General features: G+C 71.7%; 10 protein-coding genes. 7 read left to right on the forward strand and 3 right to left on the reverse strand.

Annotated elements, in window-relative coordinates:
* The first annotated feature begins 27 nt into the window (after nucleotides 1-27).
* Together AB0G28_RS39760 and AB0G28_RS39765 are read left to right on the forward strand one after the other, a co-directional pair.
* A complete protein-coding gene (locus AB0G28_RS39760; protein ID WP_361101986.1) occupies nucleotides 28-1,005 on the forward strand; it encodes an ATP-binding cassette domain-containing protein in 978 nt (325 codons plus the stop codon).
* Complete coding sequence (locus AB0G28_RS39765; RefSeq protein ID WP_361101989.1) at nucleotides 1,002-1,808, forward strand: ABC transporter permease; 807 nt, start codon at nucleotides 1,002-1,004, stop codon at nucleotides 1,806-1,808. Before AB0G28_RS39760 ends, AB0G28_RS39765 begins: the two co-directional genes overlap by 4 nt.
* 74 nt (nucleotides 1,809-1,882) lie before the next feature.
* Here the strand turns inward: AB0G28_RS39765 and AB0G28_RS39770 are convergent, their stop codons facing one another.
* On the reverse strand, nucleotides 1,883-5,044 hold the full coding sequence (locus AB0G28_RS39770; RefSeq protein WP_361101992.1) for a BTAD domain-containing putative transcriptional regulator: 3,162 nt from the start codon (nucleotides 5,042-5,044) through the stop codon (nucleotides 1,883-1,885).
* 148 nt (nucleotides 5,045-5,192) lie between these two features.
* Here AB0G28_RS39770 and AB0G28_RS39775 point away from each other — a divergent pair, with 148 nt between their 5' ends.
* The 5 genes from AB0G28_RS39775 (at nucleotide 5,193) to AB0G28_RS39795 (ending at nucleotide 9,360) form a co-directional block, all read left to right on the forward strand.
* Nucleotides 5,193-6,626 (forward strand): M1 family metallopeptidase, encoded by a 1,434-nt coding sequence (locus tag AB0G28_RS39775; RefSeq protein ID WP_361101995.1) that lies wholly within the window; start codon nucleotides 5,193-5,195, stop codon nucleotides 6,624-6,626.
* Nucleotides 6,627-6,700: 74 nt separating this feature from the next.
* On the forward strand, nucleotides 6,701-7,342 hold the full coding sequence (gene pcp, locus AB0G28_RS39780) for a pyroglutamyl-peptidase I (RefSeq protein WP_361101999.1): 642 nt from the start codon (nucleotides 6,701-6,703) through the stop codon (nucleotides 7,340-7,342).
* 117 nt (nucleotides 7,343-7,459) lie between these two features.
* Nucleotides 7,460-7,831, forward strand: a complete 372-nt coding sequence (locus AB0G28_RS39785; protein WP_361102002.1) for a hypothetical protein — start codon at nucleotides 7,460-7,462, stop codon at nucleotides 7,829-7,831.
* 4 nt (nucleotides 7,832-7,835) lie between these two features.
* The gene (locus tag AB0G28_RS39790) at nucleotides 7,836-8,897 is read left to right on the forward strand and encodes a hypothetical protein (protein ID WP_361102005.1); all 1,062 of its coding nucleotides are present in this window, start codon (nucleotides 7,836-7,838) and stop codon (nucleotides 8,895-8,897) included.
* A complete protein-coding gene (locus tag AB0G28_RS39795; RefSeq protein WP_361102008.1) occupies nucleotides 8,890-9,360 on the forward strand; it encodes a YbaB/EbfC family nucleoid-associated protein in 471 nt (156 codons plus the stop codon). The genes AB0G28_RS39790 and AB0G28_RS39795 overlap by 8 nt, the downstream gene beginning before the upstream one ends.
* A 6-nt stretch (nucleotides 9,361-9,366) precedes the next feature.
* On the opposite strand, the gene AB0G28_RS39800 is transcribed toward AB0G28_RS39795, so the two are convergent.
* Together AB0G28_RS39800 and AB0G28_RS39805 are read right to left on the reverse strand one after the other, a co-directional pair.
* Complete coding sequence (locus AB0G28_RS39800) at nucleotides 9,367-11,088, reverse strand: Hsp70 family protein (RefSeq protein ID WP_361102011.1); 1,722 nt, start codon at nucleotides 11,086-11,088, stop codon at nucleotides 9,367-9,369.
* 58 nt (nucleotides 11,089-11,146) lie between these two features.
* Nucleotides 11,147-11,536 (reverse strand): helix-turn-helix transcriptional regulator, encoded by a 390-nt coding sequence (locus AB0G28_RS39805; RefSeq protein WP_361102016.1) that lies wholly within the window; start codon nucleotides 11,534-11,536, stop codon nucleotides 11,147-11,149.
* Nucleotides 11,537-11,643 lie beyond the last annotated feature (107 nt).

Here is an 11,643-nt window from a genome sequence, read left to right on the forward strand (position 1 = left end):
CGAAGGCGACAGCGAAGGAGGACGCCCATGTCGCACGCGATCCAGGCCGAGGGCCTGGTCAAGCAGTTCGGGGAGACCAAGGCGCTGGACGGGGTGGACCTCGAGGTCCCGTTCGGCCAGGTCGTGGGGGTGCTCGGGCCGAACGGCGCGGGCAAGACGACCGCCGTCCGGATCCTGGCGACCCTGATGAAACCGGACGCCGGCAGAGCCACGGTCGGAGGCTACGACGTGGTCGCCGACCCGGTGCGGGTCCGCAGCCTGATCGGGCTGACCGGGCAGTACGCGTCGGTCGACGAGGACCTCAACGGCATCGAGAACCTCGTCCTGATCGGCCGGCTGTACGGCTACTCCCGGGCAGCCGCGAAGGCGCGGGCCACCGAGCTGATCGAGCGGTTCGAGCTGACCAAGGCCGCCAAGCGGCCGATCCGGACGTACTCGGGCGGCATGCGGCGGCGGCTCGACCTGGGCGCGAGCCTCGTCGGCCGGCCCGAGGTGCTCTACCTCGACGAGCCGACCACCGGGCTCGACCCGCACGCCCGCAACGAGGTCTGGGACGTCGTCCGCGGCCTCGTCGCCGAGGGCGCCACGGTGCTGCTGACCACGCAGTACCTGGAGGAGGCCGACCAGCTGGCCGACAAGATCACCGTGTTCGACCACGGCCGGGTCGTCGCCGACGGCCGCGCCGACGAGCTGAAGCGCCGCGTCGGCGGGCAGACGCTGCAGGTGCGGCCGACCCAGCTGTCCGACATGGACGCCGTCCACCGGATCCTCGGCGACCTGTCCGGCGTCCGGCCGGTCCGCGACGACGCGACCGGGTTGCTCACCGCGCCGGTCGACGACCCGGTCCTGCTGTCCACTCTGGTCCGCAAGCTGGACGAAGCCGGGATCACCGCGGACGAGCTGGCGCTGCGGCTGCCCAGCCTCGACGAGGTGTTCCTCGCCCTCACCGGGCACACCGCCGAACAGTCCGTTGAGGACAAGACCCTCGAAGGGAGCCTGGCATGACGACGCTGGCCCTCGACCGCCCGGCCCCGCCGCGGCACATCAGCCCCGGTAAGGGGTTCCAGCACGCGCTTTCGCTGGCGTGGCGCGGCATCCTGAAGATCCGCAAGAACCCCGAACAGCTCGCCGACGTCACCCTGATGCCGATCGTCTTCCTGGTGATCTTCGTCTACCTGTTCGGCGGCGCGCTGTCCGGTTCGACCGACGCCTACCTGCAGATGGTCGTGCCCGGCATCATCGTGATGAACATCCTGCAGGCGTGCTTGACCGTCGGCGTGCAGCTCAACACCGACGTCACCAAGGGCGTGTTCGACCGGTTCCGCAGCATGCCGATCGCCCGCTCGGCACCGCTGATCGGCGCGGTGCTCGCCGACGTCGTGCGCTATGTCGTGTGCCTGACCGTCCTGATGATCGTGGCGACGGTCATGGGCTACCGGATCGCGACCAGCCCCGGCGAGTTCGCCGTGGCGATTCTGCTCGCGCTGGCGTTCGGGCTGAGCTTCTGCTGGGGCTCGGTGTTCGTCGGCATGCTGATGAAGACGCCGGGCTCGGCGCAGGCGCTGATGTTCGTCTTCATCATGCCGCTGACGTTCGGCAGCAACGTGTTCGTCCAGACGAACACCATGCCGGGCTGGCTGCGGGCGTGGGCGGACATCAGCCCGGTCAGCCTGATGGCGAACGCGCTGCGCGGCCTGATGAACGGCGGTGCCGTCGCCGGGCCGCTGGCCGGGGCGCTGGCCTGGATGGCCGGTGCGGTGGTCGTGTTCTTCCCGCTGGCGACGTGGGCGTACCGCCGGCGGGTCTGAGGGGCGCGGACGCACGGGGGTGAACCGCGCCAGGGGAAAGCTGAAAGGGACGTTCGCGGGGGCGGACGTCCCTTTCAGCTCGCGCCGTCCAGCAACCAGGCGACCGTGTCCTTTTTGGACACCTGACACGCCTGTTCGTAGATCTCGTCGTAGTCCGGCAGGGCTTCGCGCAACTCGGCGATCAGTTCGCGCAGCTCGGGACTGCCGCGGTCCAGCCGGCCGCGGACGACGGCGGAGGCGGCGACCACCCGCGCGGCCGTCTCGTAGCGGCCCTGCCGCGCGCGGACCATCGCCAGCAGTTCCACCGCGCCGGCCATGTCCGGCATGTCACCACGCCGGTTCGTCGCCTGGATCGCGACGGCGAGGTGGCCCTCCGCTTCTTCGGCGCGGCCCTGGAGCAGCAGGATCCGCGCCTCGAAGACGTGGATGAACTCGTCGCCGATGCCGCCGGGGAACCAGTCGTCGCCGCCCAGCGCCTTGACGCGGTCGAGCAGCGCCCGCGCTCCGGCCAGCTCACCCGTGCGCAGCAGCAGCTCGAGCCGCCCGAACATCAGGATGGCCCGGTGCTGCAGGTTCGTGATGTTTTCGCCGTAGCGTTCCGCGGCCTCCTGGTCGCGCCAGGCGCCCTCGATGTCCCCGGTGCGGGCCCGCTCGACGGCCAGCCGCCACCAGTGCTGCACGGCGTCCTCGTGCGAGCGCAGCTCCATCGAAAGCGCCAGGCCCTCCTGGAAGATCTCGATGGCCTTGGCGCTTTCGCCGTCCTGGGACAACGCGTTCGCCTTGAAGCTCAACGTCATCGCGATGCCCCAGCGGTCGCCGACCGCCGCGAACCCGGCGTGGGCGAGATCGCGTGCCCGGTCGGCCCCCTCGACGTCGCCCAGGTCTTCGAGCAGGAAGCTGTCCACCCAGTGCCCGCCGGCCCGGGTCCACGGGTCCGGGTGCTGCTCGGCCCGGCGCACCTCCCGGACGGCCACCTCGCGGTCACCGCCGAGGAAGGCCAGCATCGGCAGGGCCACCGCGAGCCCGGGGTACCGGGTCACCGCGTCGCTGCGCACGCAGTCGTCGACCAGCTCGAGGATCTCGGCGCGCTCCGAGCGCACCGGGATCTCGTCCATGAGGTAGAGCAGCGCCCGGTAGGCGGCCGCGACCGCGGGCGGCAACCGGTCGCCGAACGCGAGGGCCTCGCGGATCAGCCCGCCGACGCGGCTGCCCTGGCCGAGCACGGTGAGGTACCAGAACATCCCGTCCAGCAACGCGACCGCGTTGTCCACATCGGACATCTCGATCGAGCCGCGCAGGGCCGCGATCATGTTCGCGCTCTCGGTCTCGTACTGGTCGATCGCCCGCAGCTGCTCGCCGGTGCGCAACGTCGGTTCCAGCCGTTGCGCGAGCTCGGCGTAGTACGACGCCACCGCGCGGCGCATCCGGTCGTGCTCGCCCGACTCGGCCAGCCGCTCGGTGGCGTAGGCCCGCAGCGTTTCGAGCATCCGGTACCGCGGCTCGCCGTCAGTGCCGCCCACAGTGTCCACAATGGACTTCTCGACCAGGCTGCCGAGCACGTACGGCACGTCGGCGGCGGGCAGCAGCTCGTCGGCGCACACGGCCTCGACCGACTCCAGCTCGGCGCCGCCCGCGAACACCGCGAGCCGCCGGGCCAGCACCAGTTCCGGCTCGGTCAGCAGGTCCCAGCTCCACTCGACCACCGCGCGCAGCGTCCGCTGGCGCGGCAGGGCCGTGCGGCTGCCCGAAGTGAGCAGCCGGAACCGGTCGCCGAGGCGCCCGGCGATCTGGGCCACGGTCATCGAGCGCAACCGCGCCGCGGCCAGCTCCAGCGCCAGCGGCATCCCGTCGAGCCGGCGGCAGATCTCCCCAACCTGGTCCACAGTGGACTCGTCGAGCACGAAGTCGGGACGGACCGCCGCCGCCCGGTCGAGGAACAGCCGGGTCGAGTCGAGCTCGGCGGCCTCCGCGGGCGCGGCGCGTTCCGCGGGCACCGGCAACGGGCCGAGCGGGCAGAGCGCTTCGCCGGTGATGGCCAGCGGCTCGCGGCTGGTGGCCAGGATCCGCAGCCGCGGCGCCCGGTGCAGCAGTTCGTCGGCCAGCCGCGCGGCCGCGTCGACGACGTGCTCGCAGTTGTCCAGCACCAGCAGCGCTTCCGCGCCGCCGAGCACCTCGACCGCCTGTTCCACCGGGTCCGCCTGGCGCCGGTGGACGTCGGTCTCGGTGCGGATCTCGCGGACCTCGAGTGCGCCCAGCAGCGCGCCGCCGACGTCGTCGGGGTCGCGCACGCCGGCCAGGGCGGCGAACCAGACCCGGCCCCGCTGGTGCGCCGGGTGCCGCGACGCCGCCTCGGCGGCCAGCCGGGTCTTGCCCGCCCCGCCCGGCCCGGTCAAGGTGACCAGCCGGGCGCCGCCGAGCAGTTCCGCCAGCAGCTTGAGCTCGTCGTCGCGGCCGACGAACGTGGTCAGCCGTGTCGGCAGCCGGTCCGCGACCGGTGACGGCGGCGCGAGCTCCCCGCGCAGCGCGGCGACGTGGATCTCCTGCAGCTCGGCCGACGGGTCGACACCGAGCTGGTCGGCCAGCGTGCGGCGGAGCGCCGCGTAGACGGCCAGCGCCTCCGGCTGCCGCCCGGCCGCGCAGAGCGCGCGCATCCGCAGCCCGGCCAGCCGTTCGCGCAGCGGGTCGGCGTCGGCCGCGGCCGTCAGGTCGGCCAGGACGGCGGCGTGCTCACCCAGCCGGATCAGGGCGTCGAACCGGTCTTCGGCGGCCTCCGCCCGCAGCCCGGCGAGCCGCCGGGCGGGCGCGGCCGCGAACGGCGCGTCGAGGACGTCGGCGAGCGCGTCGCCCTGCCAAAGCGCGAGAGCCTCGGTGAGCAGCTCCGCCGCGTGCGCGTCCCGGCCCGCGGCGAGCTCACGGCGGCCGTCGGCGGCGAGCCGTTCGAACCGCTCGGCGTCGACGTCGTCGGCCGTCAGCGCGAGCCGGTAGCCGCCCGGGCCGGATTCGACGGCCACCGGGAGCGCTTTCCGCAACCGGGACACCAGCGACTGCAGGGCATTGGCCGCGTCGGACGGCGGTTCGCCACCCCAGAGCCCGTCGACGAGCGTGTCGGCCGGGACCGCACGCCCCGCGTCCAGGGCGAGCCTGGCCAAGAGCATGCGGAGGCGGGCGCCGCCGATGTCGATCGGCGTGCCGTCGTCTTCCGCCGCCCGCAGCGGCCCCAGTAGCGCAATGCGCATGCGTCCAGCTTTCCAGACTGCCCGACCATGCCGGTTCGGGCCGACGGAAGTGCTGATTATCCGGACAAATCAGACTTGCCCCGCCGAATCATCCGTTCGTGGCGATACGTTGCGGACCGAGGTCCATCCGATACGGACAGGAGCGTTCATGAGGGGACAGAAACCGGTCGTGGTCGCGGCCGCCGTCGTCGCCAGTCTCTGCCTCGGCGCCGGCGTCGCCGCGGCGGGTGACGGCTGGGGCCCGGCACGGCCCGGCAGCGACGGGGCCGGTGACAGCTACTACCCGCAGGACGGCAACGGCGGGTACGACGTCGCCGACTACAACCTCAAGGTCGGCTACGACCCCGCGTCGCACCAGCTCACCGGCGTCCAGGACATCTCGGCGCGGGCGACCCAGTCGCTCAGCTCGTTCGACCTCGACCTGCACGGCCTGACCGTCGATTCGGTCAAGGTCGACGGCCGGGACGCGAAGTTCAGCCGGACCGGGGACCACGAGCTGGTCATCACGCCGTCGCGGGCGCTGTGGCGCGGCCAGAACTTCGCGGTCGAGATCGCCTACCACGGCGTGCCCGCGCCGATCCAGGACCCGCTGCTCGGCCCGAACGGCTGGCAGTACACGCCGGGCGGCGCGACCTTCGTCGCCGGCGAGCCGAAGTCGGCGACCACCTGGTACCCGGTCAACGACACGCCGCTGGACAAGGCCACGTTCCACCTGGCGATCACCGTGCCGGACGAGTGGGGCGTGATCGCCAACGGCCGCGAGAAGCCGTCGGTCAAGGCACCCGGCGGCACCACGCACGTCTGGGCCGAAGAGACGCCGATCGTGCCGTACATGACGACGGTCGCGATCGACAAGTGGACCTTCGACCGCCAGAAGCGCAAGGACGGCACCCCGATCGTCAGCGCGTTCGCCCCCGGCGTGCCCGATTCGGCCAAGCAGGCCGAAGCCCGGCTGCCGGAGATCCTCGACTTCCTCGAGTCCAAGTTCGGCAAGTACCCGGTCGACGCGGCGGGCGGCATCTTCCTCAACGCGCAGATCGGGTTCTCGCTGGAGACGATGAGCCGCCCGATCTACTCCGGCGGCTGGGCCGGGGTCGTCCCGGTGATCGTCCACGAGAACGCCCACCAGTGGTACGGCGACTCGGTGGCGGTCGAGCACTGGAAGGACGTCTGCCTCAACGAGTGCTTCGCCTCCTACGCCGAGTGGCTGTGGGACGAGGCGAAGGAGGGCGCCGACCTGAACAAGCAGTACGCCGACGAGGTCAAGAAGAGGCCGGCGGCGTTCTGGAACGGCAAGCTGTACGACATGGGCCCGGGCAAGGAGTTCACGTCCGTGTACTCGAAGGGCCCGCTGATGCTGCACGCGCTGCGCAACTACATCGGGCAGCCGGCGTTCGACTTCGTGCTGAAGACGTGGCCGTCGCTGCACCGGGGCGGGAACGGGAGCATGCAGGAGTTCCAGTGCTACACCGAGCTCGTCGCGCACCGGAGCCTCAAGGGCTTCTTCGACGCGTGGGTGTACGGCACCGGCAAGCCCGCTGACCAGTACCTCTTCCCGGGTGGCCTGAAGCCGGCCGCCTGACCTCTTGCCACGAGGGGCACCCTGATGGACTTTAGGTCCATGAGGGTGCCCCTCATGGCGTAGCGGGAGGTGTGATGGCCAAGGTGCTGATGACGGGGTTCGCGCCGTTCGGCGGCGAGTCGGTGAACCCGTCGTGGCAAGCGGTCTCGCTGGTGGGCGCGCGGCGCGACGACGTCGCCGCAGTCGAGCTGCCGTGCGAGTTCGCCGCGTCGCTGCCCGCGTTGCGCGGGGCACTCGAAGCGCACCGGCCGTCGCTGGTGGTCTGCGTCGGCCAGGCGGGCGGCCGCTTCGACGTGACGCCGGAGCGCGTCGCGATCAACCTGATCGACGCCCGCATCCCCGACAACGCGGGCGCCCAGCCGGTGGACGTCCCGGTGGTCCCGGACGGCCCGGCTGCCTACTTCACGACGTTGCCGGTGAAGGCCTGCACGGCGGCGATCCGCGCCGCGGGCGTGCCGGCGTCGGTCTCCCACACCGCCGGGACGTACGTGTGCAACCAGGTCTTCTACGGCCTGATGCACCTGCTGGCCACGGACTTCCCCGGTGTGCGCGGCGGGTTCGTGCACGTCCCGTTCAGCCCGGAACAGGTCGCGGCCGCCGGCAAGCAGGCGCCGTCCCTGAGTGTCGAGAAGATCGCCGACGCGCTGGAAGCCTTGGCGGACACGGCATCGGCGGTCACCGAGGATCTGCCGGTCAGCGCGGGCGCGGAGCATTGACGAGAGGCGGTACGGCGGTCCGCTCGTGATCTGGGGCACACCGCCGGCAAACCAGCCTGTCGGCCGATCGAACGATGTTTTCATGTCCGGACTGCGCAGCCTACGAAGAGGTGAGTGATGATCGGATTCGAGACCGACCTGCAGGACCTGCGGGATTCGGCCGGAGCCCTCCAGGGCGCGGCCGACGCCGCGGAAACCGCGTCGAACGGCCTGCGCGGCACCGACGTCCCGGTCTCGCCCGCCGGCGGCGGCATCCTCGGCAGCATGTTCCCCGTGGACAACGCGTTCGGCCGCTCGCTGGGCATGCCGGCCGTCGCGGCGGCCTACAACGACCACCTGGCGAAGATCCAGAAGCTGGTCGCGCGGCTGCACCAGACCACCGCCGACACGAGCCACGCGCTGATGCGGGTCGCCGAGCTGTACGAACAGGCCGACGCGGACTCGAAGCAGCGCGTCAACCGCGCGGCCGCCGGCCTGGAAGGGAACTGAGGACGTGGACGGCTACTTCGACACCGGCCTCGACGCCGAACCGATGTCCAGCGGGGACGACCGCCGCGCCGAACTCCTCGAAGGCATCTCCGACGACCTGAAGGACGGCGCGAACGACGCGCTGGACGCCATCGACGTGCTGCGGCTGACGGACGTCTTCCTGTTCGGCTTCGACGATTCCAACGAGAACGTCCGGAAGATGCAGGACGAGGTCGCCGCCATCTACCGCGAGTTCTCCGACGCCGACATCGACCACGAGTCGGCCTCCGGGCTGCAGCACCTGATCATGAAGCACGACGCCGTCTGGAAGCAGCTGCAGCGCGACTCGAAGCCGAAGCTCGACGACGCCCGGCAGTTCCTCGACGAGTGGCGCGGCTCCGCGGCGAACGCCGTCAAGGCCTACCTGAACCAGCTGGCCGACGCGTTCACCGAGGTCGAAACCAAGATCACCGTGCTGGAGAGCGACATCGTGGCGGCGCGCGAGGCCATCGCGTCGGCCCGGCAGGACCTGAGCAACCTCGGCACGACCTTCCTGGAGACGGCGAAGAAGTTCAAGGAAGACCAGTCCCGCAAGCGGGAAGCCGCGTTTTCGAAAGTGCTCGCGGCGACGTTCGCCGGCGCGGTCGCCGGGCTGCTCACCGTGGCCAGCGCCGGGGTCGCCGCCGGGGCGGGCGCCGCGGTCTTCACGATGGCCAACGGCGCGCTGGTGGCCGGCAACGCCGCCGGCGGCGCGATCACCGCGGCGGTGGCGAACCAGGCCGAGATCACCGGCGACAATGCGTTCGACCTGTACCAGAGCTTCCTCGACAGCGCGGGCAAGATCCGCGACGGCGCCGCCGACGCCGCCCAAACGCTGGCGAACCGCATCGGCGACGAAGCCGTCGACCTGCCGAAGATCCCCGACCCGCCGGACGTCAGCCCGGGCTCGAGCTTCGACCCGTCGAACTTCGAAACCGACCACACCTCGCGGCAGACCGAGAAGAACGTCCGGGACGCGGACGTCGACATCGCGCCCGACGGGCGGGTTTCGCGCGACGACGGCCACCTGGAGCGGATGAATGGCTGATCGCCCGGCCAAACCGGACCGCGACGCTTTGCTGGCCGAGCTGTCCGCGCTGTCGGCGACGGCGACGTCCGCCGACGGCGCGGTTTCGCTCTCGGTCAACACCGACGGCGTGCTGACCCGGCTGCGGCTGACCGACGCCGTCTCGGAGATGTCGCCGTCCGAGATCGCGGACACCGTCCTCCGGACGTACATCGAGGCTCAGCGCGAGTCGGCGAAGCGGACCGGGCAGCTGCTGGCGCCGCTGGGCAGCGGCGGCTACCTGATGGACCGGCTGCGCTGGCGGGTGCAGTACGAGCCCGCGCCGGATGATCCTCCGGCGGTCCCCGCGGCTCCGCGCGCGGAGCAGGACGGCAAGGTGCTGAAGGACCGGTCTTCGGACGCCCCGGCCGCCGCACCGCCGTCCGGCCCGCCGGGCGACGACGACTGGTACGACAAGGGGATGCGGTTCCAGCCGGCCTGGTGAGAGGCGTCAGGCCGGCTTGAGCTGGCCGGTGAAGACGGCGACGAGGTCCTCGGTGCGGCGGGCGTCATGCGAGAGGTAGAGCCCGGCCGCCCGGCGGCCGTCCACGCCGAAGAGCACGATCCCGGCGACAGTACCGAGACCGGCGACGTACCGGCCGTGCAGCCCGCCGCCGTCCCAGGTCCCGCTCACGGCGCCGTTGCCGCCTGGCTGCAGGTGCACGCTCGCCTCGATGTCGTCGATCGTCACGCCCTGGTAGTAGCTGACGTAGTCCTTTCGGCCGTCCTTGAATCCGCAGGTGACCGCCGCTTGGGCGTGCAGCAGCTTGCCCACGCCGTCGGCGGCCTGGCAGGTGGCGCGGTCCGGGACGGTACCGGCCAGCGAGCGCAGGCAGGGGGTGAACCCGGCGCGGTCACGCTCCGCTGTCGACGTGCAGTCCACTGTGGACTCAGCGGCGGATTCGTTCTTGGTCACGAGGACGACGACGGGCACCGCGATCGCGACGACGACGGCGAGCACCGCGAGCCCGACGAGCCACGGCTTGAGCTTCTTGCGCTGCTCCGGTTTCGGTTGCGGCTGCGGTGCGTACTGCTGGGCTGGTTGCTGCCACGCTTGCGGCCGCGGCGGCGTCACGGGTGGTCGGACGGGCGCGAACGCGGGCACGGTGAGGTCGCTGGTGCCCAAAGGCACGTGGTGGAGCCCGAACGCGACGGCCGTCTCGGGCTGGTCCTGCGTGGTGGGGGTGACGCCGAGCTGCCGTCCGAGCAGGGTGGCGAGCAGCGGCATCCGGCTCGGCCCGCCGACGAGGTAGACACCGCCGAGCTGCGCGGGACTCAGCCCGGCACGGCGGATGGTCGCGCCGAGCAGTTCGGCGCTGCGCAGCAGGCTGGGCCGCACGAGGGCTTCGAGCTCGTCCCGGGTGACGAGGACGTCCCCGAAGGGTTCGGGCATCGGCACGTGGGTCTGGGCGTGCCGCGACAGGCTTTCCTTGGCGTCGCGGACATCCTGCAGCAGGGCCCGGCGCGCGCGACGGTCGGCGGTGGTCTGCGGCCGCAGAAGACGTTGCCACTGCGCCGGATCGGCGTGCGACACTTCGCGGCCGATGTGCACGAGCAGCGCCTGGTCGATGTCGAGGCTGCCGAGGTCGGGCAGGCCATCCTCGGCGAGCACGGCGAAACCCTGCTGCGTCACGCCGACGACAGCGCAGTCGAAGGTGCCGGCCCCGAGATCGTAGACACCGATGGGTCCACTGGTCCGGCTCCCGAGACTGGCATAGTGCGCGGCGGCGGCCACCGGCTCGGGAATCAGCCGCACATCACCGAACCCGGCCTTGACGGCGGCGGTCCGGAGCACGTCCTGCCGGTCGGCACCCCAGCCGGCGGGGTGCGAAATCCGCGTCTGCGCGGGCGGCCGGCCGAGCTGCCGTTCGGCCTCCTCGCCGACCCGCCGCAGCACGGCGGCGAAGGCGTCGGGGATCGCGACGGTGGTCTCGCCCAGCTGGAGGACACCCTCGTCGATCCGCCGTTTGGGATGGGGTTCGAACCGGCTGGGATCAAGCCGCGCCCGCCGTTCGGCATCCTGCCCGACGACGAGCATCCCGTCATCGTTGACGTAGACGGCGGAGGACATGGTGACGGACCCGTCGACCTCGATGGCCCTCGGTCCCCGGCCGAAGGCGGAGAGCACCCCCACGGTGCTGGAAGTCCCGAAGTCGATCGACAGCACGTCCAAAGCGGTTCCCTCCCCGAGCCCGCGAGCATCGTCTCACGGGCGAGGGGTACGGCTTCGGTCAGGCAGAGCCGCGCTCCACAGCCGAAACGGTGACGTCGCGATCTTCGAAATCGGCGGCCACACGCATCCGGCCGCCGAGAGCCGTGATGTAGCGGCGGAGAGTGTCCAGCTCCCTCTGCCCGGGGTCACCCTGTTCGAGCCGGCTGATCCGCGGCCGGCTGACCCCCATCCGACGGGCGAGCTCGGTTTGGCCGATGCCGGCGTCCTCGCGAAGCTGAGCCAGGCGAAACCCGAGCACGTAAGCCTCGGTGGCCTCGCGTGCGGAGGCGCGGGCGGCCTCGACGTCCCGACCGGCCTCACGGTCGATGGCGAGCTTGTCGGCCTCCAGTTTCCGGCCTTGTCGCCGGCTACCAGGAGCAACGCGTGTCGAGCGGGGTCGAACGCGCAGAGGGTCGTCTCATGCGCCCCAATGTGGCGGGGGGGGGGGGGGGGCCCCCCCACCCCCCCCGGGGGGGGGGGGCGGGGCACAACCCCAACAACTTGGTTCTGGTGAGA

Source organism: Amycolatopsis sp. NPDC021455, from assembly GCF_040640995.1.
Taxonomy (GTDB): domain Bacteria; phylum Actinomycetota; class Actinomycetes; order Mycobacteriales; family Pseudonocardiaceae; genus Amycolatopsis.